Below are 26472 nucleotides of genomic sequence, written 5' to 3'. Positions count from 1 at the left end.
CAGGTTAAAAAACAGTCAAAAGTACGACCACCCGTCTCGGGAGTAAAAGCCGCTGGGCAAGGCCGGCCAGCGCCTGCGGACAATGACTGACCGGTCGTCCCGCGCGCCTCTTTCATCGGCTAAAACAAAGCGGGGTTTGCCCGGTGTGACGCAGCCCCCTAGAATGCCCCGATGCGCGATGATCTCTCCCTTCTGCTGAACTCTCTCAACGATGCCCAACGGCAGGCCGTAGCAGCCCCCGTGGGTCGTCAGTTGGTCCTGGCCGGTGCTGGTTCCGGTAAAACCCGAGTGCTGGTGCACCGTATCGCCTGGTTGATCCAGGTCGAAAACGCTTCGCCCCACTCCATTCTGTCGGTGACCTTTACCAACAAGGCGGCTGCCGAGATGCGTCATCGCATCGAACAGTTGATGGGTATCAACCCGGCCGGCATGTGGGTCGGCACCTTCCACGGCCTGGCGCACCGCCTGTTGCGGGCGCACTGGCAGGAAGCCGGGCTGAGCCAGACCTTCCAGATTCTCGACAGCGACGATCAGCAGCGACTGGTCAAGCGGGTCATCCGCGAGCTCGGCCTGGACGAACAACGCTGGCCGGCCCGTCAGGCTCAATGGTTCATCAACGGGCAGAAAGACGAAGGTCTGCGTCCGCAACACATTCAAGCCAGCGGCGATCTGTTTCTGGCCACCATGCGCAGCATCTATGAAGCCTACGAGGCCGCGTGCCTGCGTGCGGGTGTCATCGACTTTTCCGAACTGCTGTTGCGCGCACTGGACCTGTGGCGCGATCACCCGGGACTGCTGGCGCATTATCAGAAGCGCTTCCGCCACATTCTGGTGGATGAGTTCCAGGACACCAACGCCGTGCAGTACGCCTGGTTGCGTCTGCTGGCCAAGGGTGGCGACAGCCTGATGGTGGTTGGCGACGACGACCAGTCGATTTACGGCTGGCGTGGCGCGAAAATCGAGAACATCTATCAGTACTCCGAAGACTTCCCGGACGCTCAAACCATTCGCCTGGAGCAGAACTACCGCTCCACCGCCGGGATTCTCAAGGCCGCCAACGCCTTGATCGCCAACAATACCGGGCGCCTGGGCAAGGAGCTGTGGACTGACGGCGGCGAAGGCGAAGCCATCAATCTGTACGCTGCGTTCAACGAACACGACGAAGCTCGCTACGTTGTCGAAACCATCGAAAGCGCGCTGAAAACCGGCCTGGCCCGTAGCGATATCGCGATTTTGTATCGTTCCAACGCCCAATCGCGCGTTTTGGAAGAAGCCTTGCTGCGTGAGCGCATCCCGTACCGCATCTATGGTGGGCAGCGCTTCTTCGAACGCGCGGAAATCAAGAACGCCATGGCCTACCTGCGCTTGCTTGAAGGTCGAGGCAACGATGCGGCACTGGAACGGGTGATCAACGTCCCGGCCCGTGGCATTGGCGAGAAAACCGTCGAAGCGATTCGCGACCACGCGCGCCACAGCGATGTGTCGATGTGGGAAGCCATGCGTCAGCTCGTGGCCAACAAGGGCCTGACCGGTCGCGCGGCCAGCGCTCTGGGCGCGTTTGTCGAGCTGATCGAGAATCTCGCTGCCAAATGCATGGAGATGCCGCTGCACCTGATGACCCAGACCGTCATCGAGCAGTCCGGGCTGATTGCCTATCACGAAGCGGAAAAAGGCGAGAAAGGCCAGGCCCGGGTGGAAAACCTTGAGGAACTGGTCAGCGCCGCGCGCAACTTCGAAAACAGCGAAGAAGACGAGGACCTGACGCCACTGGCGGCGTTCCTCGGTCACGCATCGCTGGAGGCCGGGGATACCCAGGCCGACGAGCACGAAGACAGCATTCAGTTGATGACCTTGCACAGCGCCAAGGGCCTGGAATTCCCTTATGTGTTCCTGGTGGGCATGGAAGAAGGCCTGTTCCCGCACAAGATGAGTCTGGAAGAGCCCGGCCGTCTTGAGGAGGAACGTCGCCTGGCCTATGTCGGCATCACCCGGGCCATGCAGAACCTGGTGATGACCTATGCTGAAACCCGACGTCTTTACGGCAGCGAGACCTACAACAAAGTCTCGCGTTTCGTACGCGAAGTGCCGAAAGGCCTGATTCAGGAAGTGCGACTTTCCAACAGCGTCAGCCGCCCGTTCGGTGGCAACCAGTCGATGAGTGGCAGCAACCTGTTCAGCGGCAGCGAGATCCCGCAGACCGGCTTCAGCCTGGGCCAGACCGTACGCCACTCAGTGTTTGGCGATGGCGTGATCCTCAACTTCGAAGGCGCCGGGGCCCAGGCCCGCGTGCAAGTGAACTTCAGCGAAGGCAGCAAGTGGCTGATGTTGGGGTATGCGAAGCTGGAAGCGATCTAGCTTTTCTGCAGGCCGACATTTGAATTCAAGGTGCGATGAGATGGGCTCAGGCTTTTTTTCTTCCTGGACGTTCTGGGCCCTGTTATCGGCGGCATTCGCGGCAATGACGGCCATTTTCGCGAAAGTCGGCATTGAAAACGTCAATTCCGACTTTGCCACCCTGTTGCGTACCATCGTGGTCCTGGTCAGCCTGGCCTTGATTTTGTGCGCCACGGGCCAATATCAGTCACTGGGATCGATTTCCCCCAAGAGCTATCTGTTCCTGCTGCTGTCGGGGCTGGCCACTGGCGCATCGTGGATTTGCTACTTCCGCGCGCTCAAGGTCGGCCCTGCCTCACTGGTCGCTCCGGTGGACAAACTCAGCGTGGTGCTGGTCGCGGTGCTCGGCGTGATCCTGCTGGGTGAAAAACTCGACCTGCGCCAATGGAGCGGAATCGGTCTGATCACGGCCGGCGTAGTCATGCTGGCGCTGCGACGCTAGAGATCTTCCCTACAGAACTTATCCACTTATCTTACAGACCAAAGTTAACAGGCCTTATTGCATTGACTAAAGCTGAATGAAACCTGTCAAGCAAAAGCCCGAAACACTCTGCCGCTAGCCAGTGACACTTCAGCTGTGCAACATGGCGCGCGTGCCCTCCACAAACGGGAATTCCCTTTATGAAACGTTTTCTTAGCATCGCCATGGCGCTGTGCATTGGCCTGACGATGAGTCTCGACGTCAATGCCGCCAAGCGCTTCGGTGGTGGCAAAAGCGCCGGCGCGGCGCCGACGCACCAAACCAGCCAGATGGCACCTTCTTCTCCAGGCATGGGCGGCGCTGCTGCGACCGCTGGCGCTGCAGGTGCCGCGGGTGCCGCAGCCAAGGCCGGTGGTGCTTCGCGCTGGCTCGGCCCTCTGGCCGGCATCGCCGCCGGTGGCCTGTTGGCGTCCATGTTCATGGGCGGTGGCTTCCAGGGCATGCAGATCTTCGACATCCTGATCATGGCGGTCATCGCCTTCCTGATCTTCCGCTTTATTGCCGCTCGTCGTCGCAAGCAGCAGGAGCACATGGCTCCGGCAGGTTACGCACCCATGCAGCGTGAAGTGTTCGAGCAGAAGCCTGCCGGCGGCTCGATCTTCGGCGGTTCGGCCGCACCGGTTGCTGCACGTCCGGTGATCAATGCGCCAGCCTGGTTCAATGAAAAGAACTTCATCGAAGCGGCCCGCAACCATTTCCAGTCCCTGCAACAACACTGGGATGCCAACGAAATGGACAAGATCGCCGAGTTCGTGACCCCGCAAATGCTGGATTTCCTCAAGCGCGAACGTGCCGATCTGGGCGACGGCTTCCAGTCCACCTACATCGATAACCTCGTTGTACAACTGGACGGTGTGGATGATCGCGCCGACAAGACCATCGCCACCCTGACCTTCAGCGGCGTGTCGAAAACCTCGCGTTTCGACCAGGGCGAAGTGTTCAGTGAAAGCTGGAACATGGAACGTGCCCAGGGCGAAAACCAGCCTTGGCTGGTGGCCGGTATCCGCCAGAACGGCTGATTGACCTACGCGCCTTACGTGCAGTAATAAAAAACCCCGGACTCGTCCGGGGTTTTCTATTTCACGGTTGCATCTATAGCGAGCTACTGTATAAACCGCCCCATATAAACCGCGCCATTCAAGCAAGAGGATCCCGGACGTGGAAGAAATCATCGAACAGCTGCGTGAAGCCAATGAACCGGTACCGGTCCCCTTGGAGTTGCCGGACGAAGACCTGCTGGTGGAGATCGAAGAACAGCTGTTCATCGACATTCCCTTCGTCTTCAGAGAGTTTCTGCTGACCGTCAGCGACGTGGTCTACGGCAGCCTGGAGCCGGTGACCGTCACCGACCCACAATCCCATACTTACCTGCCGGACGTTGCCGCCAACGCCTGGGACGCTGGCGTTGATCGCAGCATGATTCCAATCTGCCAGGACGGTGATGACTACTACGTGGTCGAAGAGGATGGCACCGTGGCGCTTTGGCAGGCCGAAGACGAGCTGCTCGCCGAAGAAACCTGGGAATCGGTTTGGCACTGGGCGCGGGACGTCTGGCTGGAAAGCTGAGTGCGCAGACGCCCCCAACGGGTCAGTGCCCGGATGAGTCCTTGTGATTGTCCAGAGTATCCAGCAACGCAATTTGCATCCTGGTGTGGACACGGATAAACCAGCGCCACAGCAGCGCCGCCACGGCGGCTGCGACCACGACGATCAGCATCAGCAACTTGTTGGTCGGCAGAATACTGGCCGACAAGGCTGCCAACAGCAGGAAGATCACCAACAGCGAGAGGATCGGGATGACTTCTGCAATCACCCGACGCACTCGCTGTGTGTGGCGCCCGGCCATCTCCGGCTTCACGCCCATTTCCGCCAGCAACATCGACAGTGCCTTGAGCTTGCGATACGCGGCAATCAGGAAGGGTAGCGACAATAGCAGCGCTCCACCCCAGATCAGCGCCTTCTGCCAGCTCGGATCGCTGATCAGATCTTGCACATAGGCGGACACTTTCTCGGCGAAATAAGCGCCGGCGAAGAAGATCGCGATCACCAATGCCAGATTGACCCCAACTTGCAGCAGAATTCGTCGAATCATCGATGCCAGCAGCGCACCCTCGCCTTGCGGCTGGATGCTGCGAAGCCATTCGCCATACATCCCCAGTACTCGCCCCAGACGCTGCGGCATCACGGCGGCCAGCTTGATCGACAAAGGATCGGCCGCGCGAATCAAATAGGGTGTCAGCAGCGTGGTAATCACCGATACCGCCACCGCCACCGGATACAGGAAGTTGCTGGTGACCTGCAGGGTCATGCCCAGGGCAGCGATGATGAAAGAAAATTCGCCGATCTGCGACAGCCCCATCCCAACCCGCAGTGAGGTGCGTCCGTCATTGCCGGCGATAAAGGCGCCAAGGCCGCAGGACAACATCTTGCCGAGCACCACGGCGACGGTGATCACCGCAATCGGCCAGGCATATTGCAGCAGGATCATCGGGTCCAGCATCAACCCGATGGCGACGAAGAAAATCGCACTGAACAAATCGCGAACCGGTTCGATCAGGCGCTCGATCTTCAGCAACTGCCGGGACTCGGCCATGATTGCACCGATCAGGAACGCGCCCAGAACCATGCTGTACTCAAGTTTGACCACTAGCAGGCAGAAGCCAAAACACAGGCCCAGCACCGTGATCAGCAGCATTTCATTGCTCTCGAATCTGGCCACATAGGCCAGCAATCGCGGTACCAACAGAATGCCGATGACCAGCGCGACGATCATGAACAGCGAGAGCTTGCCGACCGTGGAGAATACTTCGCCGGAGCTGACCGTGCCGCTGACCGCGATACTCGATAGCAAAGCGATGATGCCGATGCCCAGAATGTCCTCGACGATCAACACCCCGAAAATCAGCTGCGCAAAGCGCTCGTTCTTCATCTTCAGATCGTTGAGCGCCTTGACGATGATGGTGGTCGAGGAAATCGCCAGGATCGCGCCCAGGAACAGCGAATCCATGGTGTTCCAGTCGAACCATCGGCCTATCTCGTAACCGATCCAGATCATCAGCACGATTTCCAGGAACGCCGCGATAAACGCTGTGGCGCCCACCTTGAACAACTTGCGCAGACTGAACTCCAGACCCAGGCAGAACATCAGGAAAATCACCCCCAGCTCGGCCAGGGTCTTGATGGTTTCTTCGTCGTGGATCAAGCCGAACGGCGGGGTGTGTGGGCCAATGATGAAGCCGGCGACGATATAGCCCAGAACCACCGGTTGCTTGAACCGATGAAAAAGCACGGTTACCACACCTGCGACCAGCATGATGACTGCCAAATCCTGAATGAAACTGATGGCATGCATGGTGTGAGGCTCCTTGACTGACATCGCTCAATCGGACGCAGGAAAAGTCTGATCAAGCAGGGTAATAAATCCGCTTTCCGCGTAGGAATTGCCCCTGGATATGGGCTTTTGAAGGGTAACACCGCGACTTCCGGCAGAAAGGCAGTGCAATATAAGGAAACAGATCGATCCGGCGTGACGGCGGCGCACGCTGCGGCGTCCCGATAACGTTGGTTTGAAAAAACCGTACAGGCACCCGCAGAGGTGCGTCCCCTCAGACCTTGCCTTGACCCGTGAGAATGCTATGGAACCCGGAAACGCCCAGCTGTCGATGACGGTATTGATGACCCCTGACATGGCCAACTTCTCTGGCAATGTTCACGGCGGGACCTTGCTCAAATACCTCGATGAAGTGGCCTACGCTTGCGCCAGCCGTTATGCCGGCCGCTACGTGGTGACCCTGTCGGTAGACCAGGTGATTTTCCGTGAGCCGATTCATGTCGGCGAACTGGTGACCTTCCTCGCTTCGGTCAACTACACCGGCAACACTTCGATGGAGGTGGGCATCAAGGTAGTGACCGAAAACATTCGTGAGCGCTCGGTGCGCCACACCAACAGCTGCTTCTTCACCATGGTCGCGGTGGATGACCAGCGCAAACCGGCAGCCGTGCCGCCCCTGCAACCGCAAAACAGTGAAGACAAGCGTCGCTACATGCAGGCTCAACAGCGCCGACAGATTCGCCAGGAACTGGAAAAGCGTTATCAGGAAATCAAGGGCGACGCTTAAGGCAAAAGATCGCAGCTGCCGCAGGCTGCGATCTTTTTTTCGCGATCGGCTTACAAACTGATCGAAGTCGCTTCAAACCGCACCCGTGGATGGGCAATCCGGTCCTGCGCCCGCACCAGCTCCAGTTCATAACTGGCGCAGGCCTGGGTTTCCAGCAACACCTCATGCACCGCCGACGCGGCGAATTCGAAAGCGGCCACCAGACTGTCACCCAGCAGTACACGAGCCAGGAACAGCCCGGAGGTCAGGTCGCCAACACCCACCGGCTGACGCGGGAACGCCAGCAGCGGACGCTGCAAATGCCAGCTGCCTTCTGCGGTCACCAGGAGCATCTCGAAGACGTCCGGCGTTTTGCCGGGATAGTCCAGATGCTTGACCAGCACCGCCTTCGGACCGCGCGTCAGCAACGCTCGCGCCATCGCCAGGCAATCGAACAGCGACTGCGGCTTGCGCCCCGAAAAGCTGTCGAGCTCCAATTGATTCGGGCACATGAAGTCCGCCACGGCGGCGGCCTCTTCCAGCAGGAAATCACTGACTTCCGCCGGCACGCTGCAACCTTTCTCCGGATGCCCCATCACCGGGTCACACAGGTACAAGGCCTTGGGATTCATCGACTTGATCCGCGCCACACCCGTGAGGATGGCCCGGCCTTGGGCCGCACTGCCGAGATAGCCCGACAACACCGCATCGCAATTGCCCAGTTCGCCAATCGCCGCGATACCTTCAACCAGGTCGGGGATCTGATGAGGCGCCAGCACTTCGCCGGTCCATTGGCCGTACTGAGTGTGGTTGGAGAACTGCACGGTATTGAGCGGCCATACATTTACCCCGACCCGCTGCATCGGGAAAACCGCGGCACTGTTGCCAGCGTGGCCGAACACCACGTGGGACTGGATAGCGAGCAGATGGGGTGTACGTTTCATGCGGTGAGTTATCCGTAAAACGATTGAAATTCGAGCCGCGCAGTATGCGACTAAACGCAGCCTGTACGACAGACCGGCGACGCAGTTAAGCTGACACTATCTTGTTGGAGCACCCTGTTGATGCTGACCCTTGGAAATATTTTCGTGCTGATGTTGTTCGCCACGGCGGGCGCTTGGCTTTGGCACAACCACGGCCTGCGCGAACGAGCGCTGGAGCGGGTCAAGCAGCATTGCGGCAAACTCGGAATCGAGTTGCTGGATGGCAACGTGGCGTTGAAAAAAATAGGCTTCATCAAGGATGCCAGTGGTCGTCGGCGCCTGGCCCGTGTGTATAACTTCGAATTCACCGTGACGGGCGAAACTCGCCACAACGGCACCATCACCCAGTTCGGCGCCCACAGTGCGCAGATCGAATTGGCACCCTACCCGGCACCGTTCGACGACACGCCACCGGTGGTCGATGTAGCGAGGCCCAGTGCCGAAGTGATCGAACTGAGCCATTGGCGGCAAGAACACAGCAAATGGCGGCCTTGAGCGCGGCGAGTTAACTCCCGCTCAACCGACACTCGGCGAGGCTTTGCTGCAGTAAGTCGACATCCTGCGGCGCACTGAAAATCAGCTCGATCCGCGAATCCTGCCGCCACTCAGTGGCCAGCCATTGCAATTCGGCATTGTCCAGCGCATTTGCCGAGACCCACCCCTCGACACTGTGGATAACCAACTTCGCCCGTCGCCAGTCCAGGCTGGTCAGCCACCGGGAAACAAGCGTCACATCGAATGTCTGGCTCGGATGCCAGCGCCAGCCGATGCTCCAGCCGCCCTCCTGTTCCTGACTCAAACAAATCGGCAGCGCCGGATCGCTCCAGATTGCCGGTATTTGCCCCAGCCCCCTGGGCATCACAAAGTTATCCACACCCGCCGCTCCCTGAGCCGCCAGTCCCGGCAGTTCGCTCAGTGGCAAGAGCGCTTGCTGCGTCCAATACAATGAACGAGCAGGCAACTGTGCAGCGATTCGCTGGCGATCACTGGCATCCAGGCCTTCCGCCTTGTTCAGCAGCAACAAGCCGGCGCTACCCAACGCGTCCTGTTGCGACTCGGGCAACGCCTTGCCGCTGGCAAGAGCCTGGGCATCGAGCACCATCACACAGGGCTGCACCGCCAACACGCCGACCCACGGCGCCTCGCTCAACTGCCTGAGCAACTGCGCCGGATGCCCCAGCCCGGACGGCTCGATGAACAACCGATCCGGTCGCGCCTTGCGCAGCAAGCGGCCGAGCCCGATCTGAAACGGCGCGCCATTGACGCAACACAAACAGCCCCCGGCGACTTCACCCAGTGCGATACCATCGGCGTCCTGTGTCAGCAGCGCGGCGTCGAGGCCGATCTGGCCGAACTCGTTGATCAACACCGCCCAGCGCTCTCCGGCCGGGCGCTGCGCCAGCAGGTGCTTGATCAAACTGGTCTTGCCGGCACCCAATGGCCCGGCGATGACGTGGGTGGGAATGTTCTGCAACATGATCGAGGTTTTCTGAGGGGGTAAGGATGCGGTTGAGGGGATTGTCGTTGCTCCTGACGCTGACTTGCGGCGAGGCGCTGGCTCAAGCCTGCATCGTCCACAGTCAGGCTGAAAGGCTCGACGTGAAAGTCTGTCAGCAGAACCGCAACATCCCGGAAAAACTGTTCGCCGATGGCTTTTGCCAACCGAATCTGGCCGGACAGAAAGTCGAGGTCCAGTACCTCGACCAATGCCCTGCCGGGGCGTTCGGCGTCTGCAGCAACGCTCAAGTCGCCAATATGCCTTACCGGCAGGATATTCACTATTACGGCGTGGCCACCGACGCGGCGTATCTGAAGCCGTTTTGCGAGGCCCAGAGCCAGGGCACCTGGCTCAAACCCTGAGCCGCTAGCTCAACCAGTCGAGGGTGAGGATCAAACGCCTCTCGCCAGCAGCGAGTTGCGGCGAGCGGTGAATCAACCCGAAACCTTCGTTGCCGTGCCATTTCTCCCCCTTGAGCAACGCCACGTCGCCGCTGGCGATCTGCCCGATCAGCGAGTTGTCCTGAGGTTCCGCGTCAGGCTTGCCCAATTGTCGGCGGTCCATCGCGCCTTCCATCAGCCACTGGCTGCCGATCCCGGCATAGGTGGTAATCAGCCGCACCGGTACGTGATCGACGTGAAAACGCGGGCACATGGCCTTGTCCAAAACCCGTAGACGCAGGCCGATGCGCCTGGCGCCGAGCAAACAGGCGAACGCACGGACCAGCCACGACAGGTCGGCGATGAAGCCTTCGTAGCCCTGAACATCACTGAAACGTGAGGCCAATCCGTGGAGATCGGGCTCTGCTTCGTCATCGGGCATTTCCAGTGACAACGACTCGGCCAGCGGCTCGTTCAGGGACAGCAGCAGGGTTGAGAAATCCGCGATATGGGCCGGGAGCTGGCGATTCCAGACAGCGAGGTTCACATCATCGTCGAGGATGCGGGTCAAGGACTCTGGCGTGGCAGCCTGATGTTGATACAGGGCGCGCGTCGCGACCGGGCCCGCGCCCAGAGGGGTCAGCGTCAACATCAGGCCGCCTCTTCATGCCAGGGACCGAATGGATCTGGCAGACGTTGCCAGCCCTCGACACCGAGCGCCATTTCTTCTTCGGTCAGCAGGCAGCCATCGAGCTCGTCGGTGAGGTGCGCGAAATCGATGTTCTGGCCGATGAACACCAGCTCCTGTCGACAGTCACCCGTGGCGGCAGTCCAGTGCGCCATGATGCCGGCCGTGCTTTCTTCCTCTTGAGGCCACTGGTCTTTCGGCACGAAACGCCACCAGCGTCCGGCAAACCCGTGCCGCATCAGCCCCCCGGCCTGGGACCAACTGCCCGCATCCTTATGCTTGCTCGCCAGCCAGAAAAAACCTTTGGAACGCAGCAGTTTGCCGTTCACCCACGGACGATCGATAAAGCTGAAGAATCGCTGCGGATGGAAGGGTCGGCGCGCACGATAAACCGCAGAAGCGATGCCATATTCTTCGGTTTCCGGCACATGCTCACCCCGTAACACCTGCAACCAGCCCGGTGCCTCGGCGGCTTTTTCGAAGTCGAATCGACCGGTGTTGAGGATTTTTTTCAGCGGCACTTCGCCCATGACCATCGCGATAATTTCCGCGCGGGCGTTGAGCCGCTCGAGGATTGCCATCAACTCTTGCCGTTCGCGGCTGCTGATCAGGTCGATCTTGCTGACCAGGATGACGTCGGCGAATTCGATCTGCTCGATCAACAGGTCGGTGATTGAACGTTCATCCTCTTCGCCAAGGGTTTCACCACGGGAGTCGAGGCTGTCGGCGGCCTGGTAGTCGAGCAGGAAGTTCATGCCGTCGACCACGGTGACCATGGTGTCGAGCCGGGCGATGTCGTTGAGGCTTTGGCCGCTTTCGTCGCGAAAGGTGAAAGTTTCCGCGACGGGAAGCGGTTCGGAAATGCCGGTGGACTCGATCAACAAGTAATCAAAGCGACCGTCCATCGCGAGTTTGCTCACTTCCTCAAGCAAGTCTTCGCGCAACGTGCAGCAAATGCAGCCGTTGCTCATTTCCACGAGTTTTTCTTCAGCACGATTGAGGCGCACATCCCGTTGCACCTCGCTACCGTCGATGTTGATTTCGCTCATGTCGTTGACGATGACAGCGACCCGCAGGTTTTCGCGATTACGTAGTATGTAATTAAGAAGTGTACTTTTTCCGGCGCCCAGAAAACCGGACAACACGGTGACGGGAAGACGATCGGGCATCAGGTGCTCCTCACAAGAAATGCCCGGTCAAATCGTCGGGCTTATCTAAATGTTATAATATAACCAAACGACCAAACTACTCCCTTTTTGCCCGCGATGACAAAAGGCAGAATGCCTAAGCCCCTTCCAGCCAAGAGAAACGCCATGCCTAATGCCCTGAAATTGGCGCTGATGAGCGCTGCATTGTTGGTCGCCGTCGATACATGGGGGCAAATTCCAACGTTGGCCACCTGCACCCGCAGCGCCAATTTGCTGGCTTGCGTGGACGCCGATGGCAATGCCTACAGCGTCAACACGGTCGGCAGCACGATTTATCTGCGCGGGTTCGAAGCGGCCGGAAAACGCTACTGGGCACAAACCAACAGTCGTTACGGCCAACTGACGTTTTTCACTGGCATAGCCTCTGACGGTGAAACCTGGGTCGGCTATAACCGGCGCGTCGGCTGGACCACGATCAATCGGTTTTCCAGCTCCGGCGGTAGCAGTGCCAGGTTCACCTGCAGCCGAGTTGCTGGCTGCTAGCCAGGCTTGGGACGTTTTCTGCGCCTGCCGCCAGGCGATGAAGCTATGGTCCGGCGGGTTCTTCTGAAAGTAGCGCTACAAACCTTCAAACAAGCCGTCAGCCACTGCCTGCTGATGGCGTGCCGTGACCCATCGCTGACTATCGCAGGCATTGGAAATGAAGCCGGTTTCCACCAGGAGCGACAGCACGTCCGGAGACTGCTGTGCTTGCCTCTGTGCAGGGTGAAAGCCCGCTCGTGAAAAAGGCATCGTCGATTTGATTGTTATAATATAACATGTCAAATTAACTCCCACGATGGACCTGCCCATGAATGCGCTGACTCTGCCGGATATCGCCGCGCAGGCCGCACGCCAAGCCCTGCCACTGGAGTGGGTGGGCATGTGCGGCATTGCTCTTCCTGTTTTGTTCGATGGCCAACGCTTGGTGGCAACCGCTGATGCCGGAGTGAGCCTTGACGATGGAGAAGCACGCGGCATCCACATGTCGCGTCTTTATCTGGCGCTGGAACAACTGGAACAGGAAACGCTCTCGCCCGCTGTTCTACAGCGAGTGTTACAGCGTTTTCTCGACAGCCACCGAGGGCTTTCCAGCAGCGCATCGATAAAAATTCACACCGATTTACTGCTAAAAAGACCGGCATTGATTAGCCCGCTGGCCGGCTGGAAAAGCTACCCAGTGACCATCGAAGCGCGTTTGAAAAACGCAATGTTCCACGTGGAACTAAAAATCGACCTGCCGTACTCCTCAACCTGTCCCTGCTCAGCGGCACTGGCCCGGCAATTGATTCAGCAACAATTCATCACTGACTTCGCCAATACCTCCCTGCAACATGCCGACGTGTTGGCGTGGCTCGGGTCAACAAACGGCATCGTCGCGACGCCGCACAGTCAACGCAGCAGTGCCCAATTGCGTCTTCGTCTGGATGACTATCTGGATGAACTGCCGCTGGTTGCAATCATCAACGACGCCGAAGCGGCCCTCGGTACCGCCGTGCAAACCGCAGTAAAGCGCGCAGACGAGCAAGCCTTCGCCTTGGCCAACGGTCAGAACTTGATGTTCTGTGAAGACGCCGCGCGACGTTTGAACCAGGCCCTGAAACGCGCCCCGGGCATTAATGCCTTCCACATTCGAGTCGTCCACGCGGAAAGCCTGCACGCCCACGATGCCGTGGCTGACAGTCGCTGGAATTGGGAGGCCGCATGATCCATTGCCAAGCCTTGCAATGGGGACCGCCCGGACAACCGCTGACGCCACCGATCAATTTCGAATTAGCCAAGGGCAGCCTGACCGCCATTATCGGGGCGAACGGCTCAGGTAAAAGCAGCCTGTTGAAAGTCATCGCGGGGCTGCAAAAGCCCCTGGCTGGCAAGGTTGTGCTAGGGGTTACACGTCGGGGCGCCCTTTCATTTCTACCACAGCAACAACATCTGGACCGGCAATTTCCCATCAGCCTCCAGCACTTGGTGGCCGCTGGTTTCTGGGGCAGCAAGCACGCGCCAGAGACACGCAAGCAACGCCTAGAAGCCGTGCTTGAAAGTTGGCACCTGAACGGCCTGGAACAACGCCCGTTAATGGCGCTGTCCGGCGGCGAACTACAGCGTGCCCTGCTTGCCCGTTTGAGCCTCTCGGACGCGCCCTTGTTGTTGCTCGATGAACCTCATGCGGCCCTCGATGAATCGGGTCAGGCGCTGCTCTGGGAACACATTCACGCCTGGCATGCCGAGGGCCGGACCTTGGTCGTCGTGTGCCACGACCTGGCCGCCGTTCGCCAACACATGCCCCAAACCCTACTGATCAAAAGCAGTGGGTGCGTCCTCGGGCAGAGCGTGGACTTGATCCATCAACAACCGCAAACGCAGGTGGCCTGATGCTCGCTGCCGTCGATTTTTGGCAACCCTTTCACGAGTTCGTCTTCATGCGCCGAGCGTTGCTCGGTGGCCTGACGCTGGCGTGCAGCACAGCGCCGCTTGGCGTATTTCTGATCTTGCGACGCATGAGCCTGATGGGTGATGCGGTGGCCCATGGCATCTTGCCCGGTGCAGCACTGGGCTTCTGGCTCGCCGGTTTGAGCCTCGGCGCACTGACCATCGGCGGTCTCGCCGCAGGCCTTGGCATGGCGGGTCTCGCCGCATGGGTCACCCGTCGCACCGGCCTGCGGGAAGACGCCAGCCTCGCTGCTATCTACCCGATCTCCCTGGCCAGCGGCGTACTGATCCTCGGGATGGCCGGTAAACGCCTGGACTTGCTGCACCTGCTGTTCGGCTCCGCGCTGGCGGTCGATGCTCCGACATTGACCGGTATGTTATGGGTCTGCGGCGTCAGCCTGATCACCCTGCTGTTGATCTACCGTCCGCTGGTGCTGGACACCCTCGACCCGCTTTTCCTGCAAATCGTCAGCCGGCTCGGCCCACTGGTCCATGGCGTCTTCCTGACGCTCGTGGTGCTGAATCTGGTTATTGGTTTCCAGGCGATCGGGGCCTTGATGGTGGTTGGCTTGATGATGCTGCCCGCCGCCGCTGCGCGCTTTTGGAGCCGTCGACTGCCGGTATTGATCGCCATTGCGGCGCTGCTCGGCAGCGTCTCGGTGTGGCTCGGTCTGCTGCTGTCGTTCCATGACTCGCTACCCAGCGGTCCCGCCATCGTGCTGGTGGCCGGCGGTTTCTATCTGGTGTCCGTGGTGTTCGGACCGGTGCACGGATTGCTGCGCCGCCCACCTTTGCTCACATCCCAATGAGGTATTACCCGATGCGCGCTTTACTCGTGCTGTTCAGTTTGATGCTGTCAATGTCGCTGTCCGCTGCAGAAAAACTTCAGGTGGTCACCAGTTTCAGCCTCCTCGCCGACATGACGCATCAGGTCGGTGGCGAGCATATCCAGATCACCAACATGGTCGGCCCGGACGCCGATGCCCACACTTACGAACCGACGCCAGATGACGCGAAAGCGCTGTTGAAGGCCAAACTCATCATCAAGAATGGCTTGGGTTTCGAACCGTGGCTGGATCGCCTGGTGGCCAGCAGTGAAACCAAAGCACCGTTGATCAGCGCCAGCCACGGCGTCATTCCGCGCTCACTGGAGGAGGACGGCGAATCTATTCCAGACCCCCATGCCTGGCACAACCTGGCGAACACCGAGTTGTACATCAACAACATCGCCAAAGCCCTGATCGCCGCCGACCCCGCAAATAAAGCCGACTACCAACGCAATAGCCAAACCTACCTGAAGCAGATCCACGCACTGCTGGCCGAAGCCAAGGCCAAGCTCGGCTCGCTTCCCCCGGGCAATCGCAAGATCGTCACGTCCCATGACGCTTTCGGCTATCTCGGCCAGGCGTATGGAATCGACTTCATGGCGCCTCAGGGCCTGTCGACCGAACGCGAACCTTCGGCCAGCGAAGTCGCTGCGCTGATCACCCAGATTCGTCAGGCCAAGGTCAAAGCGGTGTTCATGGAAAACATCAAGGACGCCCGCCTGCTCAAGCAGATCGCCGACGAAAGCGGGGCGCAGATCGGCGGCACCCTGTACTCCGACGCGCTCGCGTCGAGCGGACCGGCCAGTACGTTTGCCGGGTTGTTCGAACACAATCTCAATACCCTCTACAACGCGTTGAGAAAACGATGATCCGGTGACCTACCGCGTTCTGGCGCCTGGCTACAAGGCCCTGGAGAACGAATTCTGAACATGGCCGTCGGGGGCAGTGGCGGGATAGGAAGAAGGTCTTAATGACAAACGATAACCTTTACCTCTAATGTTCATGCGTGTGATCGAAGCATTTGAGAACAATAACCATGATCAAGATCACCCTCCCCGATGGTTCATTGCGTGAATACGATCAACCGCTTTCAGTCCATGAGGTTGCCGCGAGTATCGGTCCAGGGCTGGCCAATGCGGCAGTAGCAGGCCGGGTGGAAGGTGCGCTAGTGGACTGCGAATTCATGATCAAGGCGAACGCCAGGGTCAGCATTGTGACGCCGCGGGAGCCCGATGGGCTGGAAATCCTGCGACGGTCCTGCTCGTTGATGCTGGCCATGGCGGTCAAGCAACTCCATTCCCACGCGCAAATGCGCACGGGCTCGGTGCTGGGTGACGGATTCTTTTGCGAGTTTGCTGTCGAGCGCCCCCTGACCTCGACCGATTTGCCCCTGATCGAAGCGCGCATGCAGTCACTGGCCGCGACCAACCACTCAATACGTCGCCGTGAGACGCCCTCTCCCTCTATGCACCCTGAGCACTTGTCGGTCTACCGCCTGGGTGACTCCGAGTATTTAACGACTGGCCCGCACGTGCCCACCACCAAGGTCCTGCAAGCATTCGCCCTTGATCACATCAGCGGGACCTTGCAGCAACGGATCTACGGTACGTGTTGGTCCAGCCACCAGGAGCTGCAACAGTGGCGCCTGCCTCCCCATGTGATGGTCGTGAGCATCGATGAACGTCAGGCGACTTATGCACAATCGGTGACCGAAACCTTGCGCCGCACTGGCGTGCGCGCAGCAGCGGATCTGCGACATGAAAAAGTCGGTTACAAGATTCGCCAGCACAGCCAAACGGTGCCCTACCTGATCGTGATTGGCGAGAAAGAGCAGGCGGGTGGGTTCGTCAGTGTACGCAGTCGCACCGGTGAGGATTTCGGCAGGATGAAGGTTGAGGCGGCGTGTGAATGGTTGAAGCAACCGGGAAATGAGCTCGTGTAAACGCAGCACCCTCGCGAACCCGCCTCATTCCCTGTCAGTCGGTGACCTCTGCAGGAACGAGGCTGGCCCGCGAAGCTTTTAAGCCCTGGGCTTCACGGTTCCGCAATCCTGCCCCAACCACACGGCGCGGGTATCGAGACTGCCTTTCTGCTGAATACCAGTGGCATTGAAGGTGCCGTTAACCTTGGTTGTGAACTCACGATCGCTGAGGAACGTGGCGACACCTGCACCTTGCGCCTTAGGACAACTGAAGCGGAATTTCCACTGGTTGCCGCTGCGATCAGTGATTTCCTGCTTGCAGCCCGATTGCGGGTCCGTCAGTGGAATGTTGTCAGTCTTGACCTGCTCCGGGGTCAAGCACGCGCGGATTCCTTTACCGCCCATGGTGATGCCCTGCTTTTCCAGCTGCGCGCGCTGTTCAGGGGTCATCTGACTTTGAAGCTGGCCGAGGATCAGTTGCAGATCCGGCAGGTTCTGGTCATCGACTTTCATATTGCTTGAGGTCAATTCCCACAAGCCTGGCTGAAGCATTTGCGCCTGAGCGGCCACAGGAAGTGCCAAACCCAGTGCCATGGCCAAACCCAGCAGACGAACGTTCATCGTGTAACTCCTGATCAGTAGTGGCCGTTAGACGTCAGCCACGGGCTTCGGTTCATGGGTCAATTAAATAGCGACATTCTGCCCGGAACATGGTCTGTTACGCATTGAATCTTCAGGAGCAAGGCTGCCCCCCATGGATTATTTTGGCCCCCATATTTTTGGCTACACGATTGCGCTGCTGCACTTTCTGGGCATGATCACGGCGATACACGCGGTGCTGACCGTACGCACCGCCCAGGGATCGATCGCTTGGGCCCTGTCCCTGGTTTTTATACCTTACCTGACGCTCATCCCTTATCTGGTGTTTGGCCGCAGTACGTTCAACGCTTACATCAAGGCCCGGCGCCAGGCCAACGAAGAAATGCGCAGGGCGATCTCCGAGCTCAATTGGCGGCCATGGGTAGAAGAAGCGCTCACGGCTCGCGCCTCCACCGCATACGCCTCATTAAGAGCCATGCCGAAATTGGGCCGTATGCCGTGCCTGGCCAACAACGAAGTGCGACTGTTGATCAACGGTCGAGCCACGTTTGATTCGATTTTCGACGCCATCAGCCAGGCAAAGGAAGCCGTCCTGATCCAGTTCTTCATCGTCCACGACGACCGCCTCGGTCAGCGTCTGCGAGATTTGCTGCTGCACAAAGCCGCCGAAGGCGTGGCGATTTACTTGCTGTACGACCGGATTGGCAGTCACTCCCTGCCCCACAGTTATGTGCAGTCGTTGCGCGAGGGCGGCGTCGAGGTCAAGGCCTTCGCGACCCGCAGCGGCTGGCTTAACCGCTTTCAGGTCAACTTTCGTAATCACCGCAAGATCGTCGTCGTTGACGGAATGCTGGGCTTCGTCGGCGGGCACAACGTCGGCGACGAATACATGGGCGAGAAACCGCCCCTGGCCCCTTGGCGTGATACCCATGTGCGCGTCCGTGGCCCAGTAGTGGCGTGCATGCAGGAGTCCTTTGCCGAAGACTGGTTCTGGGCCGCGCGCGCACTGCCGCCCCTGATTCTGCCGGATGTGTACCCGGATGACGGAGTGCTCTGCCAATTGCTGGCCAGCGGGCCAGCGGATTCCTACGAGACCTGTTCGTTGTTCTTCGTCGAAGCCATCCATGCGGCGACCGAGCGGGTGTGGATCACCAGCCCCTATTTCATTCCGGACGAAGCGGTGTTCGCTGCCTTGCGCCTGGCGGTATTGCGCGGGGTGGATGTGCGGCTGCTGCTGCCGTCACGACCCGATCACCGAATCGTCTACGCAGCCTCCAGCCTGTATGCCTTCGAAGCCGTGCGTGCCGGGGTGCGCGTGTTCCGCTACCAGCCCGGTTTCCTGCATCAGAAGGTGGTCTTGATCGACAGTGAAATCAGCGCCATTGGCAGCGCCAACCTGGACAACCGTTCGTTCCGGCTGAACTTCGAAGTGATGTTGCTGACGGTCGATAGCGCCTTTGCTGCCGAGGTGGAGCACATGCTCAACGACGACTTCGCCCAGGCGCACGAAATCGCCAAAGAAGAAAGCCGGGAAACCCACCGCCTGCAACAAGTCGGCATGCGGGTTGCCCGGCTTATTTCGCCGATTCTTTAAGGCGTGTAGATGTCGTCGCGGGTCCAGGGCAGTTCATGGCTGCCATCGGGGTGGGTCTTCACCGCAAGGATCTGGTGCAGGTTGATCCAGCCCCTGGCGAACGCGTAGGCGCATCCTGCCAGGTACAACCGCCAGATCCGCAGCGCTTGATCCGGCACCTCTTTGGCGGCGGCTTCAAGGTTATCTTCGAGGCGTTCGCTCCAGTGGTCCAGGGTGCGTGCGTAGTGCAGACGCAAGCTCTCGACATCGACAATCTCGAGCCCTGCCTCGCTGATCTCGGCAGAGATCATCGACAGGTGTGGCAGCTCGCCGTTGGGGAATACGTATTTCTCAATGAAATCCCCAGCGCCACGTCCCACCGGACGACCATCGGTGTGCTTGGCCGTGATCCCGTGGTTCATCACCAGGCCCCCCTCCTTCACCGCACCGAATAAGGTTTTGCAGTACTCGGCCAGGTTGGCGTGACCGACGTGTTCGAACATTCCGACGCTGACCACCTTGTCGAACCGACCGTCTTGCGGCAAATCGCGGTAGTCGAGCAACTGCAGCTCGACCAGGTCCTCCAGCCCTTCCTCTTTAACGCGCTCGCGGGCCAGGGCCAGTTGCTCTTTGCTCAACGTAATGCCGAACACTTTCGCGCCGAATTCACGGGCCGCATACCGCGCCAACCCGCCCCAACCGCAGCCGACATCGAGCAGATAGTCGCCCGGTTGCAGGCGCAACTTGCGGCACAGATGGCGGAATTTCGCTTGTTGGGCTTGCTCAAGGGTCTCGCTGCCGGTCTCGAAATAAGCGCAGGAATACGCCATGTCGCTATCGAGCCACAGCTGATAAAACGCATTGGAAAGGTCGTAGTGATAGGAAATCGCCTTGGCGTCGGTTTCCTTGTCGTGGACGGTACGTACAGGTTGACTGCCATCGTCCTCCGCTAGCAGCGCCTGACTCCATTCATCACACACGCGAATGACGTCGCTGATGGAACCCTCCAGCTCCAGTTTGCCTTCGACAAACGCTGCCCCTAGCGCGTCCAGGCTGGGACGGGTGAACTGGGTAACCATTTGTGGGTCCTTGACCACAATCGTGACGCTGGGTGTCGGCCCCAGATTGAATTCATGGCCGTCCCAGAGTCGCAGGCGTAGCGGTAACTGCAGATTCTGTAAGGCCGGTGGAAGTTGCGCGAGCATGGATAATCCCCCTTGTTTCAGACGTCTGATCAGAGGGTAGACCATCTTGGAAAAATAGCTGGCTATCGAACTAATAGCCAATTTCTATAATTCGCGGCAAAACGCCCGCTTGCCGCGAATACACAAATTGCCTTGCCCTCACCTTAAATGACTGCGAACGGCGCACACAGTTCTGAAATCTTTCAACCGGGCATCCCGCGCGCTAGAGCCGCTGCCGAATTGCACTCAGTCCTCATCCTTTAACTTGAGCAGCGGTTCTTGAAAGCGCAGCAGCCGCCCTGCGTTACCCAATACCAACAATGTACTGAGGTTATGCAAGACCGCCGCAATCATCGCGCCCGCCGCACCGAGCCAGCCGAACGCGGCAAAGGCCACAATCGCCAGGGTCCACCCCAGGCCGATGATCACATTGACCTGCAACGTCTGTCGGCATTGCCGACTCAAGCGCACGCAGGTACCGAGGCGGCGCAAGTCGCTGCCGATCAGCACGACATCAGCCGACGCCAAGGCGATATCCGCCCCGCCCGCGCCCATTGCAACACCGACCACGCCCGCCTTGAGTGCCAGCGAATCGTTGATTCCATCCCCCACCACCATCGGCCGGAAACCGCTGCCGATCTCCTTGAGCACGCGGTTCAACTTGTCCTCGGGCAAGGCCTGCGCTTCGACGTCATTGATGCCAACGTCCCGAGCGAGCGAGTGCGCGACACTTTGTCGGTCGCCGGTCAGCAACAGCTGCCGACCCAATCCAAGCTCGCGTAACTCGTTCAAGGCATATTTCGCTTCCGGTTTAACGCTGTCGGCCAACAACAGCCAGGCAAGGAATTCACCGTTTAGCGCCAGCCCGGCAATCGGACCGTCGTGGTCTGGAACATCTGAGGTGGCGATGCCCAATTGAGCGAACAACTCCGGTCGCCCCAATGCGGCTTCGCCTTGCTCCGTCATGGCCACCACGCCCAAGCCCTGCCGCTCGTGAATGTTCGACAACAGCAAAAAATGATCCTGCGTCACCAGCCCGGCCAGCGCCCGACTGACCGGGTGACTGCTGGCGGAACCGAGGCTGGCGGCGAGTTTCAGGACGTGGCTGCGGTCCTCCAGCGGGCTGTCGATGGCTTGCAGGCGCAAGGTGCCGAAGGTCAGGGTTCCGGTCTTGTCGACCACCAGCGACGTCAGGTCTGCCAGCTCTTCAAGAAAAGCCGAGCTGCGAATCAGAATGCCGTGCCGCGCCGCCACCGCCACCCCGGCAATCGCAGTCGCTGGCGCGGACAACACCAGCGCACAAGGACAAGCCGCCACCAGCACCGCAAGCATGGCTTGAGCATCGTTGGTGATGAACCAGGTCACGGCGGCCAGTAGCAATACCAGCACCATGTAGCTTGCGGCGTAACGCTCCAGCAACCGGGTGATCGGCGGCTTGGAACGTTCGGCGTTTTGCATCAGTGCGATGACTTTGCCGAGGGTCGATTCGCGGCCGGTTCGGGTGACTTCGATGCGCAGCAGGCCATCGAGATTAATCGCGCCACCGAACACCGGCATGCCGACGCCGGCCTCCATCGGCACCGATTCGCCGGTAATGGACGCGGTGTCCAGACTCGCCTGACCGGACAACACCCGACCGTCCGCCGGCACCCGGTCACCGGCGCGAACTTCCACCCGATCGCCAGCCTTGAGCGTACCGTTGTCCACCTCGACGATGGAGCCATCCGCCTGGACCTTGCGTGCATGGCTGCGAGTCAGTTTGCCGAGGGCGTGAATGGCTTCTTGCGAGCCAATGACGCTGCGCTCTTCCAACACGTGGCCGAAGATCATGATGATCGGCAACAACGCCGCCGTCAGCAGATCGCCTGTCGCCCAGGCCCCCAGCATGGCCAGGGCGATCAGTTGATCGGTAATCCCGTGCAAACTCGGATACCGCAGGCTGTACCAGGCCGACCGCATGACCGGCACGGCCACCAATACGGAAGCAAAACCCAGGAGCAATTGGCTGACACCGATCTGATCCGGCGCCCACCAGCGCCACAAGAGGCCCAGCGCGAGCAAGCCGAGTGCAAGCATGGCCAGCGTCAACTGACGGGCAGCGCTGCGTTGTTCTGCCGAGGACAACATGCTCGGCGCAGCTGTTTGAGCGGTCATTGTGCAGCTCCCTGAATGATCAGGCGGGTATCGTCTTTCGGATCAACCGTGGTGACCGAGCCAGCCTGGCCAAGAATCTTCGGTATCCGCTCGCGGTAGATACGCAGCAACATTTGCGGGTCGGTGCCCTGTTGTTGCGCCTGGGTCAGGCTCAACACCGTGGCCGTATCCGCAGAGGCCTTCGCCAGCCGTTCGCTGGCCTGAGCGTGGGCGACCTGCAGTGTGCGGTCGGCTTGTTCGTTGGCAGTCTGGGTCAGCTTCTCCGCTTCCGTGCGCGCGTTGGCCACGGCTTTGTCGGCTTGTTGGCTGGCCGTCAACACCGCGTTGAAGGCGGTGACCGCAGGGTCTGGCAGACTCGATTGCACATCAACCCGCGACACCTCGATCCCCAGTCCCTGCCCCGTCGCCGCCAATTGAGCCAAGCGTTGATTGATGCCTTGCACCAGATCACCTCGCAGGCGCTCACGTCTTTCGGCTGCCTGATTATCGGCACCGATCAGTTCCGGTCGGGCGACCAGAATGGTGTCCAGGTCACGTGCGGCGGTCAGTGCCACCGCGCTACGGGTCACCATTCGATCCAGTGCCGGGAGTACATGTTCGCCTTGAAGCACGAAGGCATATGGCTCAGTAACCTTGTAGAACACCCGAACATCCAGTTGCACCACACCGGCATCCCCCGTCAGCAGGTAACCGGAACCTGCCAGCGCATCGCTGATCGGCGTTGCGAAACTGGCCACGCGATCGGCCTGCAAGGCGGAGTCGGTGCGCAGCAGGTTTTCCACGCGACGCTCGATCACCCGGTCCGCCGCCGGTAGCAAAATCACCTGCTCGAACGGTCGCGGCCAGGCCAATAGCAAACCAGCATTCTGGATGCGATCCAGGGCACCGAAGTGCAACACCACCGCACGATTTTGTGGGTCTATTTGCCGCACGTTGGAGAACGCCCACGCCAAAGCAGCCAAGACCGTTACCGCGTAAAGCGCGAGAAATGCCAGGCGCCCGGCCTGTATCCAGGGGCTGCTCAACTCATTTGTTCCACGTGGAACCCAACTCATGGCTGCGATCCGGACTTGTTATCGAGGGTTGGCGGGCCATCAACCAACACCCGGAAAGGCGCGGCATCAGTGCGCAGAATCAGTTTCGTACCCGGCGTGACTACAGTGCCCAAGGTATCGAGCGAGCGCAGCAGGTTGTAGAGCTGTGGTGAACCGGCATACGCGCGGCCATAAATCTGCGCGGCCTCGACCCGGGATTGCGCCTCGATGTCCGCCGCTTTCACCGTCGCATCGGCCTGGACGATCCGCGCATCACGTTCCGCCGCCGAGCGGATTTGTGCCGCTTCGCGCTTGCCGATGGCCGTGCGTTCGGTGGCGATGGTTTCACGCTCGGCGCGCATACGATCAACCGTCGCCGTCAGCGTCACTGAAGGCAAGGTCAGGCGTTCGATACCCACTTGCAGTACCCGCACGCCATAGGTGGTCAGCAACTGCTGATCGATTTGCTTACGCAGCTGCGCTTCGAAATCAGCGATGTGAACTTGGCTGGCATCGGTGTTCACCAGATTGGCGAGATCGAAACTACTGGCCGTGGTCTCCAGCGCCGAGCCGACAAAGGTGCGGATTTGCCGCGCCGCTTCGTCCGGCTGATTTTGCACAGCACGCATAAAGCGCTGCACATTGTCAGGGTCACCCTGCACCTGCCAGGCCACATACGCCTGGATGATGATGCGCAAACCGTCGCGCGTGCCCACATCCTGCAAACCGCTGGACGTGGTGCGCAACCGCAAATCAACCGGGATCGCCGCTTCGAACGGCGCCGGCCAACGCCACCCCAGACCGGGTTCAAGCAAGACCCGCGACGGATTGCCGAAACGGGTAATCACCGTCGCTTCACCCGAGCGCACTTGCACCAGGCTCGCGGCCGCTACCGCAACCGCCACCAGCAACGCGGCCCACCCCATGCGTCGCCAAGGGAACGGACCGGCCTCTTGTGGATCGCCGTGGTGATGATGGTGATGACCGTGGTGGTGATGCCCGCCATGGCCGTGATCGTGGCCACTGTGGTCATCATGATCGTGGGTATGCGACTGGCTCAATGGGCGGCTCCTGGCTGAGCGGATGGACGCGACGGCGCAGGGTCAGCCGGCAACGTGAACGTACGGAGGTCGATGGTCGGCGCATTTCTGCTGCCGCCCAGGCGATGATCGAGGACCAGCAACCTGGCATTGGCCAGGCCCTGGGAAAGTTGACTGAGGTATTGCTCAAGCACGAAGGCCTGGCCCGCACTGGCATAAGCCTTTTTCTCGGCGGCAAATTTCAGGTCGGCAGCCTTGGCCGTCGCATTGATTTCCTCGGCACTCGCCGTGGCTTGATCGCGGGCAATGCTGGCCTGCAACAGGGCCTGGTTGGTGGCTTTGGCGGCGGCGCCGCGTTCACGGGCGATCAGGGCCTGCGCGCCGATCTGCGCCGCTTGAACGCCGTGATAAGCATTGGCCGCCCCTGCCGGTGGATGGATCGCCTCGACCACCGTGGCGAGAATTTCAACGCCACTGTCGAGCTTCTGCAGGTCGGCCTGCACGGCCCGACCAATCTCTTCGGCGAGCCCGACCCGGTCCTCACCGAGTAAGCCGTCAAGGGTTCGCGAGGCGAAGTCGTGGACCAGAATGCGGCTGGCGGTGCTGCGGATCAGGGTCGGCACGTCCGCGCTGTTATAAGTCGCCGCCAGCGCAGCCTTATCATCCAAACCGATGCGATAGACAAACCGGACGTCCATGTTGACGATCTGGAAGCTCTGTTTGTCGGCACGGCTGCTGGCAATCACCTGGGATTTGTCATTCACATGGCTGGCGTCCCACAACCGGTTGGCCGTTATCGGCGCCGGGCCTTCGGCGGGGTCGGCCTGCACGGGTGCTGATTTTTCACCCACGCTGGTGGCCAATTCATGAACCACACCGTTTTCGACACTCACCACCCTGCCCAACGGCCAGGGTAAACCCGCCTGTAATCCAGGACCGAATACCGCCACTGGTTGGCCAAAGCGCTCGTAGATCCCCCGCCCTTGCAACGGTATTTCATGAATACCGGTCAGCGACCATCCGACAAGGGCGACAACGCCCAGCACCGGCAAAAACGCCCGACGCATGTAAGTGAAGGCCCAGATCTGTCGCAGGTCGATGCCGAAGCGGTTGTGCAATTCGTGCTGCAGGGCCAGCAAGGGTTGTGGCGGCCAGCGCAGCATGTCGGCGATAAAACTGCGCGCCAGTAAAGCAGGTTCGAGTCGATCTCGACGAGGGCTGAACAATGACAACACGGCACGCAGCAACAATTCGGATGCAACGAGTCCCGGCAACAGGCCGATCAGTACAGCCAGACGCACCGGCCAGACCGAGGTTTCATTGCCAAACAACAGGCATGACGCACCGAGTATCAGGCTGATGATTGCCACCCGGATCAACTGTGCCAACGTGCCGGCTTCTGGCCATTGGGCGCTGCCTTCCTGCGTCAGCTGACGCTCAAGAACCAGCAAGCCAAAGCCCAGCAACAGCGCCATGGCAGCGCCGACAGTGGCCGACAAGCCCAAAGCGGCGGGCGGTAAATCAAGGTTCCAGGCTTGCTCGACGCTGAGTAATGCCAGCAGCGCCCAACCACCCAACCACAGTGTTGGCGCACCGATTTGCCCGAGCAGATTCAGCCATCGCTGACGGATCCGCGCGCGAAGCTGCTCGTACCCGCCCGCCGGGGCTTCTGCCTCTGCCGGGGCGACCATCAACGGCGCCAGCGGACTCATTGCCCGCGCGCGCCATTGCGTCACCCACCCGGCGGATTGCAAGCCTGCAACCAGCACCAGCAACGCAGCGCTCTGATTGAACAACAGGGCAGGCCAAAGGGACTGCGGCGCAAACAGCCCGACAAAAAAACCAAACACCAGACCCATCGCCGCGAGCACACCCAGACCGATGGTGAGCAGACGCAATCGTCGCCCTTGAAAAACGGCCTGCTGAAAGCGCGGCAATCCGGCTGCCTGCGCTCCTTCCTCATCGAGATCGACTTGCATACCACCCCAGTGTTTACATTGC

25 protein-coding genes and 1 pseudogene are annotated in these 26472 nt (G+C 59.9%); 14 read left to right on the top strand and 12 right to left on the bottom strand.

Translation table 11 applies throughout. The annotated features are described in order from the left end of the window. The first annotated feature begins 171 nt into the window (after positions 1-171). The 4 genes from uvrD to AC1Q6D_RS00320 all read left to right on the top strand — a co-directional run bounded on the left by uvrD (position 172) and on the right by AC1Q6D_RS00320 (position 4441). A complete protein-coding gene (uvrD, locus tag AC1Q6D_RS00335; RefSeq protein ID WP_103402979.1) occupies positions 172-2355 on the top strand; it encodes a DNA helicase II in 2184 nt (727 codons plus the stop codon). 40 nt (positions 2356-2395) lie between these two features. Continuing rightward, on the top strand, positions 2396-2836 hold the full coding sequence (locus AC1Q6D_RS00330; protein WP_103402980.1) for an EamA family transporter: 441 nt from the start codon (positions 2396-2398) through the stop codon (positions 2834-2836). A gap of 179 nt (positions 2837-3015) precedes the next feature. Next, positions 3016-3894 (top strand): Tim44 domain-containing protein, encoded by an 879-nt coding sequence (locus AC1Q6D_RS00325; RefSeq protein WP_103402981.1) that lies wholly within the window; start codon positions 3016-3018, stop codon positions 3892-3894. A gap of 139 nt (positions 3895-4033) precedes the next feature. After that, entirely contained in the window at positions 4034-4441 is a 408-nt protein-coding gene (locus AC1Q6D_RS00320) for an SMI1/KNR4 family protein (RefSeq protein ID WP_047535286.1), read from the top strand. 22 nt (positions 4442-4463) lie between these two features. On the opposite strand, the gene AC1Q6D_RS00315 is transcribed toward AC1Q6D_RS00320, so the two are convergent. Next, complete coding sequence (locus tag AC1Q6D_RS00315; protein WP_047535289.1) at positions 4464-6227, bottom strand: cation:proton antiporter; 1764 nt, start codon at positions 6225-6227, stop codon at positions 4464-4466. A gap of 283 nt (positions 6228-6510) precedes the next feature. Here AC1Q6D_RS00315 and AC1Q6D_RS00310 point away from each other — a divergent pair, with 283 nt between their 5' ends. Next, entirely contained in the window at positions 6511-6993 is a 483-nt protein-coding gene (locus AC1Q6D_RS00310; RefSeq protein WP_003229693.1) for an acyl-CoA thioesterase, read from the top strand. A gap of 50 nt (positions 6994-7043) precedes the next feature. On the opposite strand, the gene pdxY is transcribed toward AC1Q6D_RS00310, so the two are convergent. Beyond that, on the bottom strand, positions 7044-7916 hold the full coding sequence (gene pdxY / locus AC1Q6D_RS00305; RefSeq protein ID WP_047535295.1) for a pyridoxal kinase PdxY: 873 nt from the start codon (positions 7914-7916) through the stop codon (positions 7044-7046). Between the two features lie 120 nt (positions 7917-8036). Between pdxY and AC1Q6D_RS00300 the strand changes: the two genes are divergently transcribed. Further along, positions 8037-8450, top strand: coding sequence for a DUF3301 domain-containing protein (locus tag AC1Q6D_RS00300; protein WP_047535298.1), 414 nt, complete (start codon positions 8037-8039; stop codon positions 8448-8450). 10 nt (positions 8451-8460) lie between these two features. Here the strand turns inward: AC1Q6D_RS00300 and AC1Q6D_RS00295 are convergent, their stop codons facing one another. Then, a complete protein-coding gene (locus AC1Q6D_RS00295; protein WP_103402982.1) occupies positions 8461-9432 on the bottom strand; it encodes a CobW family GTP-binding protein in 972 nt (323 codons plus the stop codon). 26 nt (positions 9433-9458) lie between these two features. Here AC1Q6D_RS00295 and AC1Q6D_RS00290 point away from each other — a divergent pair, with 26 nt between their 5' ends. Beyond that, entirely contained in the window at positions 9459-9815 is a 357-nt protein-coding gene (locus AC1Q6D_RS00290; protein WP_103402983.1) for an NADH:ubiquinone oxidoreductase, read from the top strand. A gap of 4 nt (positions 9816-9819) precedes the next feature. Here the strand turns inward: AC1Q6D_RS00290 and AC1Q6D_RS00285 are convergent, their stop codons facing one another. Beyond that, positions 9820-10485, bottom strand: a complete 666-nt coding sequence (locus AC1Q6D_RS00285) for a DUF1826 domain-containing protein (RefSeq protein ID WP_103402984.1) — start codon at positions 10483-10485, stop codon at positions 9820-9822. After that, positions 10485-11690, bottom strand: a complete 1206-nt coding sequence (gene zigA / locus AC1Q6D_RS00280; protein ID WP_103402985.1) for a zinc metallochaperone GTPase ZigA — start codon at positions 11688-11690, stop codon at positions 10485-10487. The genes AC1Q6D_RS00285 and zigA overlap by 1 nt, the downstream gene beginning before the upstream one ends. Before the next feature lie 144 nt (positions 11691-11834). Here zigA and AC1Q6D_RS00275 point away from each other — a divergent pair, with 144 nt between their 5' ends. Next, positions 11835-12212: a glutamine synthetase gene (locus AC1Q6D_RS00275; RefSeq protein WP_103402986.1), complete on the top strand. Its 378-nt coding sequence runs from the start codon at positions 11835-11837 to the stop codon at positions 12210-12212. A 3-nt stretch (positions 12213-12215) separates the two neighbouring features. Here AC1Q6D_RS00275 and AC1Q6D_RS00270 read toward each other — a convergent pair. Beyond that, positions 12216-12413: pseudogene (locus AC1Q6D_RS00270) on the bottom strand (N-acetylmuramoyl-L-alanine amidase); the annotation flags it as partial. Between the two features lie 106 nt (positions 12414-12519). Here AC1Q6D_RS00270 and folE2 point away from each other — a divergent pair. The 5 genes from folE2 (at position 12520) to AC1Q6D_RS00245 (ending at position 16907) form a co-directional block, all read left to right on the top strand. Continuing rightward, positions 12520-13416 carry a GTP cyclohydrolase FolE2 gene (folE2, locus tag AC1Q6D_RS00265; protein ID WP_103402987.1) on the top strand — a complete coding sequence of 299 codons (897 nt, stop codon included), beginning with the start codon at positions 12520-12522 and terminating at the stop codon, positions 13414-13416. Continuing rightward, entirely contained in the window at positions 13413-14081 is a 669-nt protein-coding gene (locus tag AC1Q6D_RS00260) for a metal ABC transporter ATP-binding protein (protein ID WP_103402988.1), read from the top strand. Before folE2 ends, AC1Q6D_RS00260 begins: the two co-directional genes overlap by 4 nt. Next, positions 14081-14947: a metal ABC transporter permease gene (locus tag AC1Q6D_RS00255; RefSeq protein WP_103402989.1), complete on the top strand. Its 867-nt coding sequence runs from the start codon at positions 14081-14083 to the stop codon at positions 14945-14947. The genes AC1Q6D_RS00260 and AC1Q6D_RS00255 overlap by 1 nt, the downstream gene beginning before the upstream one ends. A gap of 11 nt (positions 14948-14958) precedes the next feature. Further along, a complete protein-coding gene (locus AC1Q6D_RS00250; RefSeq protein ID WP_103402990.1) occupies positions 14959-15834 on the top strand; it encodes a metal ABC transporter substrate-binding protein in 876 nt (291 codons plus the stop codon). A 167-nt stretch (positions 15835-16001) separates the two neighbouring features. Further along, positions 16002-16907, top strand: coding sequence for a His/Gly/Thr/Pro-type tRNA ligase C-terminal domain-containing protein (locus AC1Q6D_RS00245; protein ID WP_103402991.1), 906 nt, complete (start codon positions 16002-16004; stop codon positions 16905-16907). A 78-nt stretch (positions 16908-16985) separates the two neighbouring features. Here the strand turns inward: AC1Q6D_RS00245 and AC1Q6D_RS00240 are convergent, their stop codons facing one another. Beyond that, positions 16986-17507 carry a DUF3617 domain-containing protein gene (locus tag AC1Q6D_RS00240; protein WP_047535330.1) on the bottom strand — a complete coding sequence of 174 codons (522 nt, stop codon included), beginning with the start codon at positions 17505-17507 and terminating at the stop codon, positions 16986-16988. Between the two features lie 133 nt (positions 17508-17640). Between AC1Q6D_RS00240 and cls the strand changes: the two genes are divergently transcribed. Continuing rightward, entirely contained in the window at positions 17641-19080 is a 1440-nt protein-coding gene (cls, locus tag AC1Q6D_RS00235) for a cardiolipin synthase (protein ID WP_103402992.1), read from the top strand. Here the strand turns inward: cls and cfaB are convergent. From cfaB to hflK (AC1Q6D_RS00210), 5 genes are all read right to left on the bottom strand, one after another. Next, a complete protein-coding gene (cfaB, locus tag AC1Q6D_RS00230; protein WP_103402993.1) occupies positions 19077-20264 on the bottom strand; it encodes a C17 cyclopropane fatty acid synthase CfaB in 1188 nt (395 codons plus the stop codon). The genes cls and cfaB overlap by 4 nt on opposite strands. A gap of 225 nt (positions 20265-20489) precedes the next feature. Then, positions 20490-22397, bottom strand: coding sequence for a cation-translocating P-type ATPase (locus AC1Q6D_RS00225; protein WP_103402994.1), 1908 nt, complete (start codon positions 22395-22397; stop codon positions 20490-20492). Further along, the gene (gene hflK, locus AC1Q6D_RS00220; protein WP_103402995.1) at positions 22394-23452 is read right to left on the bottom strand and encodes a protease modulator HflK; all 1059 of its coding nucleotides are present in this window, start codon (positions 23450-23452) and stop codon (positions 22394-22396) included. Before hflK (AC1Q6D_RS00220) ends, AC1Q6D_RS00225 begins: the two co-directional genes overlap by 4 nt. Beyond that, on the bottom strand, positions 23449-24492 hold the full coding sequence (hflC, locus tag AC1Q6D_RS00215; RefSeq protein WP_047535344.1) for a protease modulator HflC: 1044 nt from the start codon (positions 24490-24492) through the stop codon (positions 23449-23451). The genes hflK (AC1Q6D_RS00220) and hflC overlap by 4 nt, the downstream gene beginning before the upstream one ends. Beyond that, positions 24489-26450, bottom strand: a complete 1962-nt coding sequence (hflK, locus tag AC1Q6D_RS00210) for a protease modulator HflK (protein WP_103402996.1) — start codon at positions 26448-26450, stop codon at positions 24489-24491. Before hflK (AC1Q6D_RS00210) ends, hflC begins: the two co-directional genes overlap by 4 nt. Positions 26451-26472 lie beyond the last annotated feature (22 nt).

The organism is Pseudomonas sp. MT92 (assembly GCF_058792515.1).
Note: the sequence above shows the minus strand (reverse complement) of the source record. Positions and strands in the feature narration are given on the sequence as shown.